Origin of the sequence: Butyricicoccus intestinisimiae (genome assembly GCF_018918345.1) — a bacterium.
GTDB classification, from domain to species: domain Bacteria; phylum Bacillota; class Clostridia; order Oscillospirales; family Butyricicoccaceae; genus Butyricicoccus_A; species Butyricicoccus_A intestinisimiae.
Genome location: NZ_JAHLQI010000003.1, coordinates 25,150 through 47,175, shown reverse-complemented (window position 1 = coordinate 47,175; position 22,026 = coordinate 25,150). Strand labels below are relative to the sequence as shown.

Sequence of the window (22,026 nt, the reverse complement as noted above, 5' to 3'; positions counted from 1 at the left end):
TTGTAAGATGGGAGCCATAACATTGGAAAAATACGATTTTAAATCCATTGAAGCAAAGTGGCAGAAAGCCTGGGACGATAAGCAGGCTTTTGCCGCAACAACGGATTATACCAAGCCGAAGTTTTATGCGCTGGTTGAATTTCCGTATCCGTCCGGCGCAGGTCTGCACGTAGGCCATCCGCGTTCCTACACCGCACTGGATATCGTCGCAAGAAAGCGCCGCATGCAGGGCTACAACGTTCTGTACCCGATGGGCTGGGATGCATTCGGTCTGCCGACCGAAAACTTTGCCATCAAGAACCACGTACATCCGGCTGAGGTCACCAAGCGCAATGTTGCACGCTTTAAGAGCCAGCTCAAGGCACTGGGTCTGTCCTTTGACTGGAACCGTGAAATCAACACCACGGATCCGAGCTACTACAAGTGGACACAGTGGATTTTCCTGCAGCTGTTCAAGAAGGGACTGGCATACAAGAAGGAAATGGCAGTCAACTGGTGCACCAGCTGTAAGTGCGTACTGGCGAATGAAGAAGTTGTCAACGGCGTTTGCGAGCGCTGCGGCAGCGAGGTTATCCGCAAGGATAAGAGCCAGTGGATGCTCAAGATTACCGAATACGCACAGCGTCTGATTGATGATCTGGACGATGTTGACTATATCGAGCGCGTCAAGACCCAGCAGAAAAACTGGATCGGCCGTTCTACAGGCGCGGAAGTAGATTTCCAGACAACGGAAGGCGATACGCTGACGGTATATACTACTCGTCCGGACACGCTGTTCGGCGCAACCTATATGGTTATCTCTCCGGAGCATCCGGTGATTGAGAAGTGGGCGGACAAGCTGGGCAACATTGATGCGGTTCGCGCGTACCGCGAGGAAGCAGCACGCAAGTCTGATTTCGAGCGCACCGAGCTGGTCAAGGAAAAGACTGGTGTGAAGCTGGAAGGCGTTCGCGCCATCAATCCGGTAAACAACACCGAGATTCCGATTTTCGTTTCCGATTATGTTTTGATGAGCTACGGCACCGGCGCCATCATGGCTGTACCGGCACATGATGACCGCGACTGGGATTTTGCCAAGGCATTTGACCTGCCGATCATCGAGGTTGTCAAGGGCGGCAACGTGCAGGAAGCTGCATTTACCGACTGTGCAACCGGCATCATGGTCAACTCCGGCTTCCTCAACGGCATGACCGTAGAAGAAGCAAAGAAGGCAATCACCGAATTCCTGACCGAAAAGCACGTTGGCCATGCCAAGGTCAACTACAAGCTGCGTGACTGGGTGTTCTCTCGTCAGCGTTACTGGGGCGAGCCGATTCCGCTCGTCAAGTGTGAGAAGTGCGGATGGGTTCCGGTACCGGAGTCCGAACTGCCGTTGGAGCTGCCGAACGTAGACTCTTATGAGCCGACCGATGACGGCGAATCCCCGCTGGCACCGATGACGGATTGGGTAAACACGACCTGTCCATGCTGCGGCGGTCCGGCAAAGCGTGAGACCGATACCATGCCGCAGTGGGCTGGTTCTTCTTGGTACTTCCTGCGCTATATGGATCCGCACAACGACAATGCACTGGCTTCCAAGGAAGCACTGGAATACTGGGGACCGGTTGACTGGTACAACGGCGGTATGGAGCACACCACGCTGCATCTGCTGTACTCCCGTTTCTGGCACAAGTTCCTGTATGACATCGGCGTTGTGCCGTACAAGGAGCCGTACGAGAAGCGTACCAGCCACGGCATGATTTTGGGTCAGAATCCGCATAACTTTGCATATCTGCCGGAAGAAGAAAAGAAAAAGCTGCTGGAAGAGTACGGCTCGGAAGAAGCTGCACAGAAGCATCTGGCAGAAAAGTACGGCGAGATGGCAAACCATCCGGTTGTTAAGATGTCCAAGTCTCTGGGCAACGTCGTCAATCCGGACGAAACCATCGACGAGTACGGCGCAGATACCATGCGTCTGTATGAGATGTTCATTGGTGACTTTGAAAAGTCCGCGGCTTGGTCTCCGAAGGCCATCAAGGGCTGCCGCCGCTTTGTAGAGCGTATCTGGAACCTGTTTGACAAGGTACAGCCGGGCGATGAATACAGCGAGGCAAACATGGTTGCGATGCACCGCACCATCCAGAAGGTTTCTGAGGACATTGAGAACCTGAAGATGAACACGGCCATTGCACAGATGATGACGCTGCTCAACCAGCTGACCGAAAAGGGCGTCAACCGTGCAGAGTATAAGACCCTGCTCGCACTGCTCAATCCGTTCGCACCGCATGTCACGGAGGAACTGTGGCAGATGATGGGCGAGACCGATCTGCTCAGCCTGCACACTTGGCCGTCCTTCGACGAGAACAAGACGGTAGAGTCTTCTGTCACGATTGCTGTTCAGGTAAACGGCAAGGTAAAGGGTACCGTGACGCTTCCGATGGACTGCCCGAAGGAGCAGGCACTGGAGATTGCGATGACTGACAGCAAGATTCAGAACGCAATCAACGGCAAAAACGTGGTAAAATCCATCGTTGTACCGAATAAAATCATCAATTTCGTTGTCAAGTAAGGGCTTGTACAGGTTTTTGCAGATTTCTGAAACTTGTGCTTGACACCGCACCATGAAAACGATATAATATATACACGGCATTATGCCGATGCATAAGCATAAGCGTTTATTGGCAACGCGCGGAGGGAGGGAAAACAATGTCGGAAATCCGCGTAAAGGAAAACGAGTCTCTCGACAGCGCATTGAGAAGATTTAAGAGATCGTGCGCAAAGGCGGGTGTGCTTTCCGAGCTTCGCAAGCGTGAGCATTATGAGAGCCCAAGCGTAAAGCGCCGTAAGAAGTCCGAGGCGGCTCGCGCAAAGAGAAGAAAGTATTAATTACTTGCTCAAACAGCACCGGAATGGGAAACTGTTCCGGTGTTTTTTGCTGTCCAAACGGCGCATACTTTCGCCGGTTTGGGGCAAACTGAGTTCGGAACAGAATCCAACCGCATCCGGCAGGTGCCGGAGGATGCTCCAACCACAGAAACCCGTCCGGTCTCTGTGCCGCCGGATGCAGAATACGGCTTTTCTCTTTGGGGAGAAGCCGTATTCTTTTGCGTTTTGATGAAAACTGTGCTATACTAAACCTATCCAATTGGGCAGTATGTCGAGAAATAGGAGGGCGATGACATGAGCAAATCTGAAAAATTCTTCCGCGCGATGGCTTGGTTATGCTTTGGCGTGATTATCGGCATTTTTTTGGCTCCGGTAAAGCATGGCGTACACATCTCCATTTGCAGCAACAACAAAAACAGCACGTTTGGCGATGACGGTGCAGACACGTATGATGCATACGATGACGACGACACGGATGACGAGGATGAGCAGGAGGAAATTGTTCTCCGCTGAGTATTTGTGAAGGAATTGCAAAAAACACGCAGATGTGATGTTCTTTTTTGCTCGGATGTGATATACTAAACGTGTTTGGAACAGGTTCCAAAGTCTACAGGAAGAGAGCAGAGGACGGATGAGCAAAAAAGATAAGAAAAAACGCGAAGCAGACGGCATATGGGTCAGTGACGAACGCCGCATCACAGAGGAATGCAGACAGGTGTATCCGGCACTGTATAAGCTGCAAAAGGCAGTGCTTGGCGTGACCGTGGTTGTCTGGCTGATTACCTTGCTGGGGCCGACGCTGCTGAAAAAGCTCGCAGCGGGCTACGGCAGCTGGGGAGATACCTTTGAAACCGTGACGCTGGTGCTGGCGTTTGTCATGCTGGTGCTGTATATCATTGCCAATTATTTCTGGCAGGAAAAGATGAAAAAATTCCGCGAGAAGTATGAGCGGCAGAAGGCAAGACAGCAGCGCGCCGCCGCAGAAAAAGCCAGAACAAATAAGAAATGACGAGAAAAACGGATCTGACCTCACACGCGGAGGTCAGATTTTTTTACGCATGATTTGACGAGTGAACAGATTTGCGCTATAATACCGAGTATTCGGGCTGAAATCGGAACGGATGTACGAACAGCCCACTTGGGAAAAAAGTTATGATTTTGGAGTTGTTACCATGAAGAAGAACAGTCAATACGGCAATGAGAGCATCTCTGCCCTCAAGGGTGCTGACCGTGTTCGCAAGCGTCCGGGCGTTATTTTTGGTTCGGACAGTCTGGATGGCTGCCAGCATGCGGTATTTGAGATATTGTCCAATTCCATAGATGAAGCGCGGGAAGGCTACGGCAATGAAATTATTGTCACTCGCTATGCAGACCATTCCATTGAGGTGGAAGATCACGGCCGCGGCGTTCCGGTCGATTACAATGCCAACGAAAAACGGTATAACTGGGAGCTGGTGTTCTGTGAAATGTATGCCGGCGGCAAGTATGAAAATACCGGCGGCGATAACTATGAATTTTCACTGGGATTGAATGGTCTGGGAACCTGTGCGACACAGTATTCCTCGGAATATATGGATGTCACCGTGCGCCGCGACGGCGCGGAATACAGCCTGCATTTTGAAAAGGGCGAAAACTGCACCGGCACCAAAACCGGATTTAAAAAGAAAAAATACACCGGTACGGACACCGGCACAAAAATTCGCTGGCGTCCGGATTTGGAAGTGTTCACGGACATTCAGATTCCGGAAACCTATTATTTGGATGTGCTCAAGCGGCAGGCGGTTGTCAATCCGAAACTGCGGTTTATCTTCCGCAATGAGACGCCGGAGGGCATCAAAGAGACCGAATTTTATTATGAAAACGGCATCAGCGATTATGTGACCGAGATTGCAGGGGACAAGGCGCTGACCTCCGTGCAGTTTTTGAGCGGTGAGCGGCGCGGCAAAGACCGTTCGGACAAGCCGGAATATAAAGTGCTGCTCAACTGCGCCTTTTGCTTTTCGTCCAGCATTTCGCGGCTGGAGTATTATCACAACTCTTCGTGGCTGGAATACGGCGGCTCGCCGGACAAAGCGGTGCGCTCTGCATTTGTCTCGGCCATTGACGCCCATCTCAAGCAAAACAACAAATACAACAAAAACGAGGGCCGCATCTCGTTTCAGGATGTGTCGGACAGCTTGATTTTGGTGACCAGCTGTTTTTCCACCTACACCTCCTATGAAAACCAGACCAAAAAAGCCATTACCAATAAGTTTATTCAGGAAGCAATGACCGAATTCCTGCGCTCGGGTCTGGAAATTTACTTTATCGAGAACAAAGCGGAGGCGGATAAAATCGCCGAGCAGATTCTCATCAATAAGCGTTCGCGCGAACAGGCGGAAAAGGCGCGCCTAAACATCAAGAAAAAACTGAGCGGTAATTTGGATCTTGCCAACCGTGTGCAGAAATTTGTCGACTGCCGCACCAAAGACGTCTCCCGCCGCGAATTGTATATTGTGGAGGGCGATTCTGCACTCGGTTCGTGTAAGCAGGGACGTGATTCGGAATTTCAGGCAATCATGCCGATTCGCGGAAAGATTTTGAATTGTCTGAAGGCAGATTATGATAAAATTTTTAAGAGTGATATTATTACGGATTTGCTCAAGGTGCTGGGCTGCGGCGTAGAAGTCAAGTCAAAATCCAACAAAGAGTTGTCCAATTTCTCTCTGGACAATCTGCGCTGGAACAAGGTCATTATTTGTACCGATGCCGATGTCGACGGATTCCAGATTCGCACGCTGGTGCTGACGATGCTGTACCGCCTGACGCCGACCTTAATCGAAGAAGGCTATGTGTACATTGCCGAATCGCCGCTGTACGAGATTGAATGCCGCGGCAAGTCGTATTTTGCATTTGATGAGAGCGAAAAGAGCGAGGTGCTCAAGCAGCTGGACGGCAAAAAATACAACATCCAGCGCTCCAAGGGTCTTGGTGAGAACGAAGCGGATATGATGTGGGAGACCACGATGAATCCGGAAAGCCGCCGTTTGATTCGCGTGATGCCGGAGGACGCCGCAGCAACGAGCGAAATGTTTGATTTGCTGCTCGGTGAAAATCTGTCCGGCCGAAAGGAATACATCGCAGAAAACGGCTGGCAGTATCTGGACTTCGCGGATATTTCGTAAAAATACTCGGAAAGGTAGTTTTTTTCTGACATGGCAAAGAAAAAAAGCAAACAGCAGCCGGTGAAGGAATACCATCCGCTGGAACCGACCGCCCAGCGCATCACAGAGACGCTGCGCGAAAATTACATGCCGTATGCAATGAGCGTCATTGTATCGCGTGCGATTCCGGAGCTGGACGGATTCAAGCCGTCTCACCGCAAACTGCTTTACACAATGTATAAAATGGGTCTGATGGGCGCGAACCGCACCAAATCAGCCAATATTGTCGGACAGACCATGAAGCTCAATCCGCACGGCGATGCGGCAATTTATGAGACTATGGTTCGTCTGACGCGCGGCAATGAAGCGCTTTTGACGCCGTTTGTCGATTCAAAGGGCAACTTTGGCAAGGTGTATTCGCGCGATATGGCATACGCTGCTTCGCGTTATACCGAGGCAAAGCTGGATAAAATCTGCGCGGAGCTGTTTCGCGAGATAGATGACGATGCCGTAGATTTTGTAGACAACTATGACGGCGAGATGAAGGAGCCGACCTTGCTCCCGACGACGTTCCCGAATATCTTGGTCTCTGCCAATACCGGCATTGCCGTCGGTATGGCGAGCAGCTTTTGCGGCTTTAACTTGGAAGAAGTATGTCGCACGACGATTGCCTATATCGAGGACAACAACTGCGATTTGATGGCAACTCTGCCGGCGCCGGATTTCCCGACCGGCGGTGAAATCATTCTCGACCGCGCACAGATGCAGAAAATCTATGACACGGGCCGCGGCTCGTTTAAGATTCGCTCGAAGTGGAAGTATATCAAGTCGGAAAATCTCATTGAAGTGTATCAGATTCCGTATACAACGACCATCGAGGCAATCATTGACAAGCTTGCGGATCTCGTCAAGAGCGGAAAGGTCCGTGAAATCTCGGATATTCGAGATGAAAGCGATTTGTCCGGTCTCAAGCTGGCGATTGACCTCAAGCGCGGCACGGATCCGGATAAGCTCATGGATCGCCTGATGCAGATGACGCCGCTGATGGACAGCTGTTCCTGCAATTTTAACGTGCTCATTCAGGGCATGCCGAAGGTGCTCGGCGTGCGCAGCATTTTACACGAATGGACAACCTGGCGCACGGAGTGCAAAAAGCGCACCATTCGCTACGATCTGGCAAAAAAACAGGAAAAGCTGCACCTGCTGCACGGCCTCAAGACCATTTTGCTGGATATCGACAAGGCAATTGCCATCATCCGCAATACAGAGAAAGACGCGGATGTTGTGCCGAATCTCATGAATGGCTTTGGCATTGACGAGAAGCAGGCGGAATATATCGCAGAAATTCGTCTGCGTCATATCAACCGAGAATACATTCTCAAGCGTCTGACCGAGACAGAAGCGCTGGAAAAAGAGATTGCTCGTCTGGAAAGCCTGCTCAAGAGCGATGCCAAGGTTCGCCGCGTCATCATTCGGGAGCTGGAAGCCATCATCAAGAAATATCCGTCTCCGAGACGGGCGGATATTCTGGAAGCGGACAAAATCGAGCACTTTGAACAGGAAGATCACATCGAGGACTATCCGGTGCATCTGTTTTTGTCCAAGGAAGGATACTTTAAGAAAATCACCTCGCAGAGCCTGCGCGGTGCATCCGACCAAAAGTTTAAGGACGGCGATGCGCTGTTCCAGACGTTGGACGCCACCAACAAGCAGGAAATTATCTTCCTCACCAACAAGCAGCAGGCATATAAAGCCCATCTGTATGACTTCGATGACAGCAAGGCGAGTGTGCTCGGTGATTATCTGCCGTCCAAACTGGAGATGGACGCAGAGGAACAGCCGGTATTTATGCTCCTACCGGGCGATTATACCGGCAGCATGATTGTCATCTTTGAAAATGGCAAGGCGGCTCGCTTTGAGCTTGCAGGCTTTGCGACAAAGACCAATCGCCGCCGTCTGACCGGCGCGTATTCCGACCGCTCGCCGGCAAAGGCATTTTTCCACTTCTCGCAGGACTGCAACATTACGCTGTTTGCGACAAACGGCAGGGCGTTAACCGTCAATACGTCTGTGATTCCGCCGAAGTCTACGAGAACGACGGTCGGCGTGCAGACAATGGTTCTGCGCGGCAGTCATACGATTACTCACGCATGCTATTCCATGGAGCTGGCGTTTGCACAGCCCAAACGATATGTCTCCCATTCCATTCCGTCCATCGGCGCATTGCTCAAGGACGAGGACAAGGGTCAGATGACTCTGCTGGAAGAATAATACGATATATACACAACAAAGCCGCCTTTCGAGGCGGCTTTTGCGTTGTCCGCAGTGTCAGCATGATGCCTTTTGCATATGATGAGAGCAGGGAGAGGGGGAAGAATGTATGAATCACACACGGACAGCGGCGATTGTGGGCGGTGATGTGCGGCAGGTCTTCCTCGGAGAACTGCTTGCGGCGGACGGCATGCGCGTGGGCACGGTTGGGCTGGAACGGCATGTCTGTGAACTGCCCATCTTCTGTGATATGGCGGCGCTGTTCGCTGAGGCGGATGTGGTGCTGCTGCCGATGCCGGTCACACGAGACGAAACGTACCTGCATGCGCCGCTCGCCAATGCGCCGTATCGGCTCAAAGATGTTCTGGATGCGATTCCGGCGGGAACATCGGTGTACGGCGGCGCGATTCCGCAAACGCTGTATGAACCGGCACGGCGCAGGGAGATTCGATTGTATGATTATCTAAAACAGGAAGAACTGGCGCTGCTCAACGCCATTCCGACGGCAGAGGGCGCGATTCAAATTGCAATGGAACAACTGCCGGTGACCATCCATGACCTTCCGGTGCTGGTGATTGGAGCGGGGCGTATTGGCTCGGCGGTTGCGATGCGCTTGCGCGGACTGGGCGCGCGGGTGACGGTTTCCGCGCGGCGAGAGGCGGATTTCGCCCGCATGTACAGCGCGGGCTATCACTGCTTGGATACGCGCAGACTGGAAGGTCAGCTGCATGCGTTTCCGCTCATTATCAACACGGTTCCGGCGGATATTCTCAGCCGAGCCGTGCTCGCGGATTGTGCGCCGGATACCCTGTTGCTGGATTTGGCGTCCGGAGAAGGCGGCGTCTGTGAGGACGCGAAAAATCTTTGCCGCGTCATTCACGCGCTGAGCCTGCCGGGAAAAGTCGCGCCGAAAAGCGCGGCTGCTGCCATTGCGCAGACGGTGCGGCATATGCTGGAGAGGGAGGGCTTGATATGAAACAAACCGCAGGATTCGCCGTGTGCGGATCCTTCTGTACCATACATCGTGTGCTCACTGTCATGGAACGAATGGTGCAGGATGGCTGGCAGGTGATTCCGATTGTTTCGAGAGAAGTGTATACACAGGATACGCGCTTTGGCACAGCACAAGAACACTTGGAAAAAATAACTGCCATTTGCGGCAAATCGCCGCTGCATACGCTGCAGGCGGTGGAACCGATTGGACCCAAAGATTTGTTGGATGTGCTGATTATCGCGCCGTGTACCGGAAGCACACTGGCGCGGCTCGCGCATGGCATCAGCGACACGCCGGTATCTCTCGCGGCAAAATCACAGCTGCGCGTAGAAAAACCTGTCGTGCTGGCTGTGGCGAGCAACGACGCGCTCGCAGGCTCAGCACCCAATATTGCGGCGCTGCTCAATCGCAAGCAGTATTATTTCACGCCGATGCGGCAGGATGCACCGCAAATCAAACCGCGCTCTCTCGTCGCGGATATGAACAAGATACCGGAAGCGGCGGCGTTGGCGCTGGCGGGAAAACAAATACAGCCGATTTTTTGCTGAAGAAACAATAAGACCCTGTTCGTTCGGAACAGGGTCTTGCTTGCGTAAAGAGAACGTGCGTTACAGCGTAGCTGCCATGACGGCCTTGATGGTGTGCATGCGGTTCTCCGCCTCATCAAAGACGATGGACTGCGGGCCTTCAAACACTTCATCGGTGACTTCCATCGCGTCACGGTTGAACTTTTCGCCCATCTCCTTGCCGATGGTGGTTTTGTGGTCGTGGAATGCCGGCAGGCAGTGCATAAATACTGCGTTTTCTGCGGCGTTGTCCATCAGCTTCTGATTGACCTGATACGGAGACAGTGCGTCAATGCGCTCCTGCCATACCTCGACTGGCTCGCCCATGGACACCCAAACATCGGTGTACAGTACATCGGCGTTCTTGGTAGCTTCCATCGGGTCCTCGCAGAAGCGCAGGGTTGCGCCGGTCTCTGCAGCGATTTTTTCGCAGGTCTCAATCAGAGCCTGATCCGGAAAATATGCCTTCGGAGCAGCTGCCGTGAAGTTCATGCCCATCTTTGCACAGCCGACCATCAGGGAATTGCCCATGTTGTAGCGCGCGTCGCCGAGATAGACAAAGTTGATGCCCTTGAGCTTGCCAAAGTGCTCGCGGATGGTGAGAAAATCCGCCAAAATCTGTGTCGGGTGAGACTCGTTGGTCAGACCATTCCAAACCGGAACGCCTGCGTATTTTGCCAGCTCCTCAACAATTTCCTGACCGTAGCCGCGGTATTCGATGCCGTCAAACATGCGGCCGAGCACGCGGGCGGTGTCAGCAATGCTTTCCTTCTTGCCGATCTGAGAGCCGGACGGGTCAAGATAGGTGACCTGCATGCCAAGGTCATGCGCGGCAACCTCGAAGCTGCAGCGGGTGCGGGTGCTGGTCTTTTCGAAAATCAGCGCGATGTTTTTGCCGCGCAGCGTATCATGAGCGATGCCTGCCTTTTTCTTTGCCTTGAGATCTGCGGCAAGGTCAATCATGCCTTCGATTTCTTCCGGCGTGAAGTCAAGCATCTTAAGAAAGTTTTTTCCCTTGAGATTCATAATCGTGTTCCTCCTGTGTATTGGTATCCACTGCTCTTTATTATAGCAGACAAATAGCTAATTGGAAAGTAGGGAGAATGAGGACAAAGCACTGCTTCTTTATGAATATACAGACAAGAACGCCGCCTGTACTCAGCGTACAGGCGGCGTTTGTTTGAGCTCGCAAAGCAAATGCAAGTGTTGTTCCTGCGTCAGCATGCCGGAGCGGTATAAGGCGTGAACCAAACCGGTCAGCATGCAGCGGTTCCATTCTTGTTCCAGATTGTCCATTGCGTCCCTCCGTTCTGAGAGAAGCATATGAGACGCAGCGTGAGATTAGACCATCAATTGTCATCGTACACATCGGACGGGGTGATGTTGTCCGTCGTGACTGCCTCGGCAGAGGTATTTGCGTATTGCACCACGGGAGAGAGCGTGTCTACCGTCCAAACACACAGTGCGATGTTTTTGCGCAGCAGGGTTGCGCGCTGAGAGACCGTCAGCGAATTGGTATTTGCGCCGATGGTGACAGAATTTTTTCCGTTCTTTAGATCCTGCGCATGGTTGATGGCGGAGGAATTTACGTTGTTTGTCAGCAGGCACAGCGGAGCGACTGCGTCATTTTCTTTCATATACAGCAGGTCGCTCTGATAAAAGCTGATCCATGTGACATCATACTGCATGTTGTACTGCTTGACTAGATTGTACAGTGTTTTAACCTGACTTTTTGTCATGGAAATTTTCATTTCTATATACGGGTGCAGATGATTGCGCGAGCAGAAAGAGATAAATTCCTCGAATGTTGCAATCTTGGTGCCTTCGTACCCCGCCCATCGGTCGGAGGAATTGCTCTTGTAGCTGAAATCAAAGTTTTGCAGCTGCCCGTATGTGAGGTCGGCCACCTTGCCTGAGCCATTGCTGGTTCGGTCGATGGTTGTGTCGTGAATTAAGACCGGTACATTGTCTTTGGTAAACTGCACATCGGTTTCTACATAATCATAGCCCTTTCGAACCGACAGCGCATACGCCGGCATGGTATTTTCAGGGGCTTCTAAATTGTATCCGCGGTGATTGACCAGACGAACCTGTGTATCTTCGGAAGATGTGTCCTTGCGGGCGGAATCATACTGACAGAATATCACGGCACACTGCGCGCGCGTCGCTTTTCCGGTCGGCGAAAACGTCTTGGAAGAAGTACCGTTGATAATGCCGGAACGATACAGGGTATATGTGGCATCGAGAGAATAATCTGCCGTCCGACTTTTATCCGAAAAGGTTTTGCCGCTGCGAACACGCGGGAGAGCAAAACGCTGATAATTTGCAAATCGAACAATGAGAGTCGCCATTTGCTCTCGGGTAATCGCGCTGTCCGGCGAAAATTGGTTTTTGGAAGTGCCGGAGATGATGCCGCCGCTGTATGCCCAAGCGACTGCATGTGCGTACCAAGCATCGGCGGGAACATCGCGAAATTGTGATGTGGTATATTGCTGGATATCTTCTTTGCTGTATTTGGCGAGAACCGTGACAAACATCGCGCGGGTCATATTAGCATCCGGAGAAAATGTTGTCGGTGTTGTGCCGGAGAACAGCCCCAAATTGACTGCTTTGTTGATGTACGACTCCGCCCAATGGCCGGAGATATCTGTGAAATTGGATGCGGATGCGGGCTTCTGCGGACAGATAGCGAAGAGCATCACTGTCGCAAGCGCACCGGCAAGCCATCGTTTGATCCATGTGTATGTCATGTTTTTGACGCCCTTTCTTCATTTATGTTAATTTTTATATTTATATCATAACACAAACGGCTAAAAATGTATACTATTTGGCTATGGCAAGATTGTGTTACAAATTTTATGCCTATTGCAAATGTACAAATTTATGCGTACAATAGGAGGTACAAAAGATATAGAGAGCTCGAAATAGGAGGAGTACAAAATGAACAAGCATGTAGAACGAGCAAAACAGCTGCGGGATACCGCATCGCAGAGCAACAACTGCGCGCAGACCATTATGCGCGCCTATGCAGAAGAAATGGGTCTGACCGAAGAACAGGCAGCTGCCATCGGATGTAATTTCGGAGGCGGTATGAAATGCGGCGGAACCTGCGGTGCCATTACCGGCGCGTTGATGGTTCTCGGCACCAAGGGCGTTATTTCACCGGCAGCAGTCGGCGAGTTTCGCAGACGCATGGCGCAGAAGCACAACGGCATGACTGACTGTGCAGAGCTGCTCAAGGCCAATGCGCAGCAGGGCGGAAATAAAAAGACGCACTGCGACAATATGATTTATGAAGCCATTGAACTGCTTGATGAGATGACAAAGTAAAACCCAAAGATACGAAGTTCTGGACGATTTTAGAGGGCTTGCATGCATAGTTTTTCTGTTTTTCCACACACTAGAAAAAGAGCCTTGCAGGAGGAATAGATGTTATGAAAGCAACAGGAATCGTCCGCCGGATTGATGATCTCGGGCGTGTTGTCATACCAAAAGAAATTCGGAGAACCATGCGGATTCGGGAAGGCGACCCGCTTGAGATTTATACAGATCGAAATGGAGAGGTTATCTTCAAGAAATACTCGCCGATGGGAGAACTCAATACGTTTGTGTCTCAACTGTGTGATTCCGTCACCAAGACAACCGGCGCAAGCTGTGTGATTTGTGATCGGGATTCTGTCATTGCCGTATCCGGCAGTGCAAAGAGAGATGTCTGTGATCGCAGTATCAGTGAGGATTTAGAACACATCATGGAGCAGCGCCGCATCTTTCGACCGGAAGGTCGTGTAGTGTCTCTGACCGGAGACCCGCGATATGCGGTGTCCATTGCCGCGCCGGTGATTGCAGGCGGCGATGTTTCTGGCTGTGTTGCACTGCTGCGCGATGAAGCTCATCCGGATGCCGGAGAAATCGAGAGCAAATTACTGCAAACCGCGGCAAATTTTTTGGGACAGCAGATGGTCAATTGATGAAAATACAGGCGGTTGATAAAAAAATCGCCTGTACATAAATTTTTTTTGAAAAAACGCTTGACAGATAGGACGCTGTATGGTATTCTATATAAGCACTCAGCGAGAGGGCAAAACAAAAAAGAAAATATCGCGGGGTGGAGCAGTTCGGTAGCTCGTCGGGCTCATAACCCGAAGGTCGTAGGTTCAAATCCTGCCCCCGCAACCATTATAAAAGCCTTGATTCAATCGAATCAAGGCTTTTTTCGTGCTTTTCAGAATTTTGAAAAAAACGAGCGGAAAGCGGCGTGCCTGTTTGCGCGTTGGTTACGTGGAGCCCAAAGAAGAATTGCGGAACTGTGCCGGAGATAAGCCAACGCGATTGGTAAACGCGCTGGTGAAGGTGGTGACATCTTGGTATCCGACTTCCTGTGAAATATTCTTGATTGGCATCTTTGTCGTCTTTAATAAATGCTTGGCGCGGTTTAAGCGGATTTGAATCAAATACTCGTGCGGTGCATAACCGGACTGCTTTTTGAAAATGCGTGAAAAATGTGCTTTGCTCATGCCGACGTTTTGGGCGATGTCTGCGACACTGATGCTGTGACGGTAATTATTTCCAATGAACTGCATGGCAGAGGAAACAACCGAGTCTGTAATGCGATGTGACTTTTTGGAAGAAGAAGCCAAAATACTCTTTCGCTGCGGAATGCCGCTCAAGAGCGTCAAAATCATGCGGTAAATGCGGTGAGAAGCCTCTAAATCCGGCATCATCTGGTCATTTCTACACACATATACAAAGTCAAAAATGTCTTTCTTGATCTGCGGAGCGACGGTGGAATGAAACACATGTGCGCCGTACAAATCCAGAACATGATCATATAGCTGCTGGATATTTGAACCATTGATGTGTATCCAGACAAATTCTGTGTGCCCGATTGTATAATATTCATGCGTCAGATGACAGTTTAAAAAACAAACCTGACCTTCTGTGGCAACAATGGTTTTATCCCCCATGCGAATGGAAAGCCTGCCATCACAAATATAAAAAAGCAGAAATTCTTCCACATAATCGCGTGTAATATGATAGTTGTAGTCGGTATAATAATACCCGCACGATGTCATATAAAACAGCATCTCGCGGGTTTGAATAGATGGCGTATGGAAATATAAATCAGAGCCGGAACAAGTGCCGCGTTCGTGTGCCAGCATAGAATCACCTCATGATACAACGGTATGGGTTTGTACCGATTTTGCTCAAGTATAACACGCGGTATGGCCGCTGTCAAATTTTGTTCAAAAGCATGTTTTCTCAACTATTGCGCACGAATTCTCATTCTCAATTTGCATTTTGCAAGTTACAATCAAAGTAACAACAAGGCATATTTTGAAACATAGGAGAATAGGAGGAACAGATATGAATTCCAGAGAAAGAGTCATTGCTGCAATTAATCATCAGCAGCCGGATCGTGTGCCGATTGACTTCGGTGCGACAGGTCAGACCGGCATCAGTGTATGTGCGGAATATCGCTTGAGAGAGTATTTGGGACTGCCGCAGCATGATTTGGATGTCTTTGAAATCATTCAGATGATTGGCGTAGTGGATGAGGATTTGCGCCGCATGATGAAGTCGGATGTCATCGGTATGAACCATCCAGAAGACAGCATGGGCGTGTATCCGAACGGGAAGAAAAAGAAGTTTATCATGCCGGACGGAACACCGACGCTCATTAACGAAGGTAATGAATTTGATATTCTGCCGAGCGGCGCACGACAGCTGTATCCGCAGGGAGACAGAACGGCACCGCCGTCTGCATATATGCCGGAAGGCGGCTATTTCTTCGACATCATTGACCGCGCAGAAGAGTATGATGAAGACGATTTGACGCCGCGAGAAGATTTTAAGGACTTTTTCTCTGTGATGTCTGAAGAGACAGCAAAGTATTACGAACGCGAATCCAAGCGTCTGTATGAAGAGACCGATTATGCGATTATCGGCAATTTGGCAGGTGCGGGTTATGGTGATCCGGGTGCACTGCCAGCACCGTTTGAAAAGCATCCGAAGGGCATTCGGAAGTTTGACGAGTGGATTATGGCGCAGATCATGTATCCGGAATACGTGCAGGAAGTGTTTGAAATGCAGACCGAGTTCATGCTCAAGAACTTGGAAATTTACAAGCAGGCGTGCGGAGACCGCATTCAGATCTGCTGGATCAGCGGCACCGACTTCGGCACGCAGAACTCGGAAATTATGTCCGCGGATATGTTCCGTGAGCTGTACAAGCCGTATTACAAGCGCGTCTGCGACTGGATTCATAAAAATACCAGCTGGAAGACCTATGCACATACTTGCGGCTGCTTGGTTCGTCTGCTGGATGACATTGTCGATATGGGTCTGGATATTATCAATCCGGTTCAGCTGTCAGCGGCTGGCATGGATGCCAAGATGCTCAAGGAAAAGTATGGCGATAAGCTGGTATTCTGGGGCGGCGGCGTCGACACCCAGACAACTCTTCCACGCGGCAATCCGGAAGAAGTGGCAGCGCAGGTTATCGAGCGTCTGGACATCCTGTCCAAGGGCGGCGGTTATGTATTCAATACGATTCACAATATTGTCGGCGATACCAAGCCGGAGAATATCTGGGCGGCATTTAGTGCTGTACACAAATACAACGAAGAGCACTTCGGTGCATAATCCTTAATAGAGAAAAAGTCCTGCACGCTGTGTGTGCGGGGCTTTTTTTACACCCAATTGAGGGGGAATCCTGCGCGATTGCATTGACGAAAAAATGGAAATTTGCTATTCTTCTGACATAGAAAAACGCGATAGAAAGATGGGCGAACAGGAGGCAGAAAATGAGCCAAGAAAAGGAAAACGGAAAAACAAAACAGTGCAAATACTGTAAGCAGGAGATTGACGCAAGCGCGAAGATCTGCCCGCATTGCCGCAAAAAGCAAAAGCCAAGCGGATGCTTGGTTGCGATTCTTGTTGTCGTTGTGCTCGTTGTGATTGCAATTGCCGGTTCTGCTATGTCGGGCGGGGATACGACAAGCACCGGCACAGCAACAAATGATACGAGTGCCAGCACAGCAGCGAACGATACAAGCACAACTCAGCAGCAGGTTTCATACACGGCATACAGCGTTTCGGAATTGATGGATGATCTCAATACCAACGCGATGAATGCAAGCGATAAGTACAAGGGGCAGTATGTAGAACTGACCGGAAGACTGAGCGTGATCGACAGTGATGGAAATTACATTTCACTCCTGCCGGAGAACGACCAATTTGCCATCATTGGTGTGAACTGCTACTTCCAGTCAGATGAGCAGAGAGCCGCTGTCAAAGATGCAGCCGTTGGGGATACACTGGTAGTCAAAGGAAAGATTACAGATGTTGGAGAGGTATTGGGGTATTCTCTCAACATAGATGAAGTGTCTAAAGCACAATAAATACATATCATGACAAAAGACGCAGAGAGGATAGGCTCTGCGTCTTTTTTGGTTATGCTATTGATGAAACATGGCGAAAATGATATGATTAAGGTGGTAAAAGAAGGACAAAGGAGAGAACGCGATGGCAGAAGAAATCGTATTTTGTAAAGGCGGCGGCTGTACAGCAAAGCTGGGCGCAGGCATCTTGAGCCGGGTGCTCTCAGCACTGCCGAAGGGCGAGCCGGATCCTAATCTGCTCGTTGGATATGACAGCCGGGATGATGCCGCTGTCTATCAGGTGTCGGATGATTTGGCGATTGTTCAGACGCTGGATTTCTTTCCGCCAATGGTGGATGATCCATATACCTTTGGACAGATTGCCGCAGCCAATGCGCTGAGTGATATTTATGCGATGGGCGGAGAGGTCAAAACGGCACTCAACATCGTGTGTTTCCCGGAAAAAATGGATTTAAATATCTTGGGAGAAATCATGCGCGGCGGTTCGGAAAAAGTGCTGGAAGCAGGTGCTTCTCTGGTCGGCGGCCATTCGATTGCCGATGACAGCGTGAAGTATGGCTTGTCGGTCATGGGAACCATTGATCCCAAGAAAGTCTATGCCAACAATCATGGACAGGCAGGCGATGCGCTGATTCTGACAAAAAAACTCGGTGTCGGTATTTTGTGCACAGCCAATCGTGTGGGCGAGGCGTCAGAGCAGGCGATGCAGGAAGCCATTGCATCGATGACAACGCTCAATAAATATGCGGCGGAAATTTGCAAAAAATACGCCGTACATGCGTGCACAGATGTCACAGGTTTTAGTTTTCTCGGTCATTTACATGAAATGCTGGATGGAAAACTGTCCGCACGCATTGATTCGCGCCATGTGCCGGTGATAACCGAAGCACTGCACCATGCCGATGAATTTTTGCTGACTGCGGCGGGACAGCGCAATCGAAACTACGTCAAGGACTTTGTACAGTTCAAGAATATTCCGTTTGCGATGGAAGAAGTGCTGCTGGATCCGCAGACTTCCGGCGGACTGCTGCTCGCCGTAGAACCGGTGCAGGCGGCACAGCTGGAACAGGAATTGCAGCAGGCGGGACTTCCGGCGCGCATTGTCGGAGAAATTACCAATAAGACAGAAACGGAGATTTTGGTTCTTTGAGAAGAAACAAGGAGAAATATCAAATGAATCAGACAGTAAATGCTATGGGCGATGCTTGCCCGATCCCAGTCGTGAAAACAAAGAATGCTATCAAGGAGATGGGTACCGCAGGCGGTACCGTAGAGACCTTGGTAGACAATGAAATTGCCGTACAGAATTTAACCAAAATGGCAGATCAGAAAGGCTACAGCGTACAGTCGGAACAGCTGGAAACCAACAAATACCGCGTTGTCATGACTGTAGGCGAGCAGACCGAACAGCAGGTGCAGGAAATCGCAGAGGAGCCGGTTGTCTGCGCACCGGTGCAGAAGGAACAGAACACCGTGGTTGTGATTTCTTCCTCCTGTATGGGAAATGGCGATGATGCCTTGGGTGCTGTGCTCATGAAGGGCTTTATCTATGCGCTGTCTCAGCAGGACGAGCTGCCGAAAACCATGCTGTTCTATAACGGCGGCGCAAAGCTGACCTGCGAAGGCGCGGTGACATTGGAAGACCTCAAGGAGCTGGAAGCACAGGGCGTAGAAATTATGACCTGCGGCACCTGCTTGAACCATTACGGTCTGACGGATAAATTACAGGTTGGCACCGTGACCAATATGTATGTGATTGCAGAGAAGATGACACAGGCCTCTCTGATTATTAAGCCGTGATTTATTTAGACAGTGCGGCGACATCTTTTTATAAGCCGGAACAGGTAGAACAGGCAGTGTGCCGCGCGTTTCACACGATTGGAAACGCCGGACGCGGTGCTCACGCGCCGACGCTGGAAGCGTCCCGCGTGCTGTATCGCACACGGGCAAAGCTGGCACAGCTGTTTCATGCAGAACACGCATCACGCATTGCCTTTACAGCCAATGTCACGCAGGCATTAAACCTTGCGATAGATGGTCTGATTCAAGCGGGAGATCACGTGGTGACGACGGTGTGCGAACATAACTCCGTGCTGCGTCCCTTGTACAAAAAGCAAGAAAACGGTGTTTTTTTGACGATTGTATCTGCAGATGAAAATGGGACGATTGACCCGCAAGACATCCAAGACGCCATGCGCGAAAATACCCGCGCCATTGTCATCCATCATGCGTCCAATGTGACGGGAAATGTCGTGCCGATAGAAAAAATCGCAGCCATCGCACATCGGGCTGGCGCGCTGCTTCTTGTCGATGCGGCACAGACTGCTGGCGGCATTCCGATTGATGTGCAGGCAATGGGTATTGATGTCTTGTGCTTTACCGGACACAAGAGTTTGCTCGGTCCGCAGGGGACGGGCGGTATCTATGTCCGCGAAGGTCTGTCGATTCCGTCTCTGTTGGTTGGCGGCAGCGGTGTGCACAGCTTTGACAAGCATCAGCCGACGGATATGCCAACGGCATTGGAAGCGGGAACGGCAAACGGACACGGCATCGCCGGTTTGGAAGCGGCTGTTGATTTTTTGCTGGAGACCGGCGTGGAAACCATTCATGCGCGGGAAGATGCGCTCATGCGGCGATTTATTGCCGGTGTACGAGAGATTCCGCTCGTCAAGCTGTATGGCGATATGGATGCACCACTGCGCGCGCCGATTGTCACATTGAATCTTGGCACTGCCGATGCGGCGATGGTCAGTGATGTGCTATGGGAGGATGATGAGATCTGCGTGCGCGCGGGCGCGCATTGTGCGCCGCTCATGCATCAGCACTTGGGAACAGTGGAACAAGGGGCTGTGCGGTTTAGCTTTTCCTATTGGAACACCGAAGCTGATATTGACCGCGCGATACAAGCCGTGCGGAACATCGCCGCGGAATACGAGGAAGCAAATGCGTAACAAACGAGACTATGTGATTTTGACCTTTCGCACGACGACTGATGCCATGGCGATGGAAGCGCAATGTGCGGAACAAAACATTCCCGGCAGGCTGATTCCGATTCCGCGGGAGATTACTGCGGGGTGCGGGTTGGCGTGGCGCATTGCGCCGGAACAATATGAACAAAACAGAGATGCAATCGCGGCGCTGCACATTCCGTTTGAACAGATTGTATCGCTGAGAATATAGGAGATATGCGATGCGGGAGCAATTTGCAGAAATCTTAAAACAGACACAAAACAACCAGATTGCGCAGATGGATCTTGTGATTGACAACGAGAGGTATACGCGCATGTTTCGACCAAAGGAACGGCTGATTTTATTGGGCGCCGGACACATCGCGCAGCCGCTGTGCGAGATCGCAGCGATGCTCGGCTTTTCGGTTACCGTTGTCGATGACAGACCGTCATTTGCCAATCATCCCCGGTTTCCGCAGGCAGAGCATATTGTCTGCGATGCATTTCCCCATGCGATTGAACACCTGCATATCCATACGGGAGATTATGTCGCTGTGATTACGCGCGGGCACCGGTATGACGCCGACTGTCTGCGGTCTTTGCTCGCGGGAACCATGCCGCTGTATCTGGGCATGCTCGGGTCCAAGCGGCGCACGATTGCACTGCTGCACATGCTGGCGCAGGAAGGCTTTGCACAGGACAAGCTGGACAGCATCTATACGCCGATTGGCTTGGATATTGGCGCGCTGTCCGTGCAGGAAATCGCGGTGTCCATTGCGGCGCAATTGGTGCAGACGCGCAGGCGCGGACTGAATCGCCGCTCCAAATCACATATCCTGACGGAGGAGACATTTCGTGCGGATGTCGTGGAGGACATTGTCAGCAATCCGCTCAAAAAAGCGCTGCTGCTGGTGTATGAGACCAGCGGCTCAACGCCGGTGAAGTCCGGCTCGTTTATGACGGTAAACGAAATGTTTCAGGCAAAAGGAACCATCGGCGGCGGATGCAGTGAAAGTGCGGTGCTGCGCGATGCGTTCCACTTGATTGGCACGGGAGAGAGCAAATGCGTGACCGTCGATATGAACAACGATGTCGCGGCAGAGCAAGGTATGGTGTGCGGCGGTCAGATGAAAATTTTTCTGACGGATTTGAACGAAGTATGAAACGAACACATATCTATTTACCGGATTTGCGAGAAATTTCCTGTTTGACGGATGCCATTGTGCCTGCGCCGATTACGGCATTTGTGGGCGGCGGCGGAAAGACGAGCAGCATGCTGACAATGGGAATAGAATTGGCGCAGCGCGGCAAGCGGACTGTGATGACGACCACAACGCGAATCATGCCGTTTTGCGAGGATTTGCCGAAAAATCTAACTTGCGTTGGACGGCCGGCAGAACATGGAAAGCTTCAAGCGGTGGAGCATCCGGACGCGCTCAGACAGCAGTACGATTTTGTGCTCATCGAAGCGGACGGAAGCCGCGGCCTGCCGCTCAAAGCACCGGCGGCACATGAGCCAGTGCTGACGGCGCAGACTGGCTTGGTGATTGCGGTCATGGGCTTAACCGGCATCGGCAGACCGATTGCACAGGTGTGCCATCGGCCGGAGCGCGTGTGTGCGGTACTGGCGGTATCTCCGGAGCAGTGCATCACGCCGGAGATGGCGGCGGCGCTGCTCTTGCACGAACATGGACTGCGCAAGGGTGTAGGAAATCGGCGGTTCGCTGTGATTCTCAATCAGGCGGACGGCAGACGGGAGCAAGATGCAGGGGGTCGCATTGCGGCGCAGTTGCCGCAGGACATTGCCTGTGTTTTGACGACATATCGAGGGATATAATA

Annotated in this window: 22 protein-coding genes and 1 tRNA gene; 19 read left to right on the top strand and 4 right to left on the bottom strand. The window is 51.2% G+C overall.

The annotated features are described in order from the left end of the window. Positions 1–7 precede the first annotated feature (7 nt). From leuS to KQI75_RS06745, 8 genes are all read left to right on the top strand, one after another. Positions 8–2,548, top strand: coding sequence for a leucine--tRNA ligase (gene leuS / locus KQI75_RS06780; protein ID WP_216469987.1), 2,541 nt, complete (start codon positions 8–10; stop codon positions 2,546–2,548). 137 nt (positions 2,549–2,685) lie between these two features. Then, on the top strand, positions 2,686–2,865 hold the full coding sequence (gene rpsU, locus KQI75_RS06775; RefSeq protein WP_087016608.1) for a 30S ribosomal protein S21: 180 nt from the start codon (positions 2,686–2,688) through the stop codon (positions 2,863–2,865). 294 nt (positions 2,866–3,159) lie between these two features. Then, the gene (locus tag KQI75_RS06770) at positions 3,160–3,378 is read left to right on the top strand and encodes a hypothetical protein (RefSeq protein WP_216469986.1); all 219 of its coding nucleotides are present in this window, start codon (positions 3,160–3,162) and stop codon (positions 3,376–3,378) included. Between the two features lie 118 nt (positions 3,379–3,496). Continuing rightward, positions 3,497–3,874, top strand: a complete 378-nt coding sequence (locus tag KQI75_RS06765; protein ID WP_216469985.1) for a hypothetical protein — start codon at positions 3,497–3,499, stop codon at positions 3,872–3,874. Positions 3,875–4,037: 163 nt separating this feature from the next. Further along, positions 4,038–6,029: a DNA gyrase/topoisomerase IV subunit B gene (locus KQI75_RS06760; protein WP_216469984.1), complete on the top strand. Its 1,992-nt coding sequence runs from the start codon at positions 4,038–4,040 to the stop codon at positions 6,027–6,029. A gap of 30 nt (positions 6,030–6,059) precedes the next feature. Then, positions 6,060–8,279: a DNA gyrase subunit A gene (locus KQI75_RS06755; protein ID WP_216469983.1), complete on the top strand. Its 2,220-nt coding sequence runs from the start codon at positions 6,060–6,062 to the stop codon at positions 8,277–8,279. Between the two features lie 109 nt (positions 8,280–8,388). Continuing rightward, positions 8,389–9,255, top strand: coding sequence for a dipicolinate synthase subunit DpsA (locus KQI75_RS06750; protein ID WP_216469982.1), 867 nt, complete (start codon positions 8,389–8,391; stop codon positions 9,253–9,255). Further along, positions 9,252–9,821: a dipicolinate synthase subunit B gene (locus KQI75_RS06745; RefSeq protein WP_216469981.1), complete on the top strand. Its 570-nt coding sequence runs from the start codon at positions 9,252–9,254 to the stop codon at positions 9,819–9,821. The genes KQI75_RS06750 and KQI75_RS06745 overlap by 4 nt, the downstream gene beginning before the upstream one ends. Positions 9,822–9,881: 60 nt before the next feature. Here the strand turns inward: KQI75_RS06745 and argF are convergent, their stop codons facing one another. The 3 genes from argF to KQI75_RS06730 form a co-directional block, all read right to left on the bottom strand. Next, positions 9,882–10,865, bottom strand: coding sequence for an ornithine carbamoyltransferase (gene argF, locus KQI75_RS06740; protein ID WP_216469980.1), 984 nt, complete (start codon positions 10,863–10,865; stop codon positions 9,882–9,884). Between the two features lie 132 nt (positions 10,866–10,997). Then, complete coding sequence (locus KQI75_RS06735; RefSeq protein WP_216469979.1) at positions 10,998–11,135, bottom strand: hypothetical protein; 138 nt, start codon at positions 11,133–11,135, stop codon at positions 10,998–11,000. A gap of 53 nt (positions 11,136–11,188) precedes the next feature. After that, positions 11,189–12,589 carry an S-layer homology domain-containing protein gene (locus KQI75_RS06730; RefSeq protein ID WP_216469978.1) on the bottom strand — a complete coding sequence of 467 codons (1,401 nt, stop codon included), beginning with the start codon at positions 12,587–12,589 and terminating at the stop codon, positions 11,189–11,191. Between the two features lie 190 nt (positions 12,590–12,779). On the opposite strand from KQI75_RS06730, the gene KQI75_RS06725 reads away from it, so the two are divergent. From KQI75_RS06725 to KQI75_RS06715, 3 genes are all read left to right on the top strand, one after another. After that, a complete protein-coding gene (locus KQI75_RS06725) occupies positions 12,780–13,169 on the top strand; it encodes a C-GCAxxG-C-C family protein (protein ID WP_216469977.1) in 390 nt (129 codons plus the stop codon). 104 nt (positions 13,170–13,273) lie between these two features. Next, on the top strand, positions 13,274–13,807 hold the full coding sequence (locus KQI75_RS06720; protein ID WP_216469976.1) for a stage V sporulation T C-terminal domain-containing protein: 534 nt from the start codon (positions 13,274–13,276) through the stop codon (positions 13,805–13,807). Between the two features lie 131 nt (positions 13,808–13,938). Beyond that, positions 13,939–14,015, top strand: a tRNA-Met gene (locus KQI75_RS06715). A gap of 98 nt (positions 14,016–14,113) precedes the next feature. Here the strand turns inward: KQI75_RS06715 and KQI75_RS06710 are convergent. Then, complete coding sequence (locus KQI75_RS06710; RefSeq protein ID WP_216469975.1) at positions 14,114–14,998, bottom strand: AraC family transcriptional regulator; 885 nt, start codon at positions 14,996–14,998, stop codon at positions 14,114–14,116. A gap of 205 nt (positions 14,999–15,203) precedes the next feature. On the opposite strand from KQI75_RS06710, the gene KQI75_RS06705 reads away from it, so the two are divergent. The 8 genes from KQI75_RS06705 (at position 15,204) to yqeC (ending at position 22,024) form a co-directional block, all read left to right on the top strand. Beyond that, complete coding sequence (locus KQI75_RS06705; protein ID WP_216469974.1) at positions 15,204–16,481, top strand: uroporphyrinogen decarboxylase family protein; 1,278 nt, start codon at positions 15,204–15,206, stop codon at positions 16,479–16,481. A 161-nt stretch (positions 16,482–16,642) separates the two neighbouring features. Then, positions 16,643–17,239 carry an OB-fold protein gene (locus KQI75_RS06700; RefSeq protein WP_216469973.1) on the top strand — a complete coding sequence of 199 codons (597 nt, stop codon included), beginning with the start codon at positions 16,643–16,645 and terminating at the stop codon, positions 17,237–17,239. Positions 17,240–17,363: 124 nt separating this feature from the next. Further along, the gene (gene selD, locus KQI75_RS06695) at positions 17,364–18,389 is read left to right on the top strand and encodes a selenide, water dikinase SelD (RefSeq protein WP_216469972.1); all 1,026 of its coding nucleotides are present in this window, start codon (positions 17,364–17,366) and stop codon (positions 18,387–18,389) included. Positions 18,390–18,412: 23 nt separating this feature from the next. Then, the gene (yedF, locus tag KQI75_RS06690) at positions 18,413–19,039 is read left to right on the top strand and encodes a sulfurtransferase-like selenium metabolism protein YedF (protein WP_216469971.1); all 627 of its coding nucleotides are present in this window, start codon (positions 18,413–18,415) and stop codon (positions 19,037–19,039) included. After that, positions 19,036–20,190, top strand: a complete 1,155-nt coding sequence (locus KQI75_RS06685) for an aminotransferase class V-fold PLP-dependent enzyme (RefSeq protein WP_216469970.1) — start codon at positions 19,036–19,038, stop codon at positions 20,188–20,190. Before yedF ends, KQI75_RS06685 begins: the two co-directional genes overlap by 4 nt. Beyond that, entirely contained in the window at positions 20,183–20,419 is a 237-nt protein-coding gene (locus KQI75_RS06680; RefSeq protein WP_216469969.1) for a DUF3343 domain-containing protein, read from the top strand. Before KQI75_RS06685 ends, KQI75_RS06680 begins: the two co-directional genes overlap by 8 nt. 10 nt (positions 20,420–20,429) lie before the next feature. Further along, positions 20,430–21,350, top strand: coding sequence for an XdhC family protein (locus KQI75_RS06675; RefSeq protein WP_216469968.1), 921 nt, complete (start codon positions 20,430–20,432; stop codon positions 21,348–21,350). Continuing rightward, on the top strand, positions 21,347–22,024 hold the full coding sequence (yqeC, locus tag KQI75_RS06670) for a selenium cofactor biosynthesis protein YqeC (protein ID WP_216469967.1): 678 nt from the start codon (positions 21,347–21,349) through the stop codon (positions 22,022–22,024). The genes KQI75_RS06675 and yqeC overlap by 4 nt, the downstream gene beginning before the upstream one ends. Positions 22,025–22,026 lie beyond the last annotated feature (2 nt).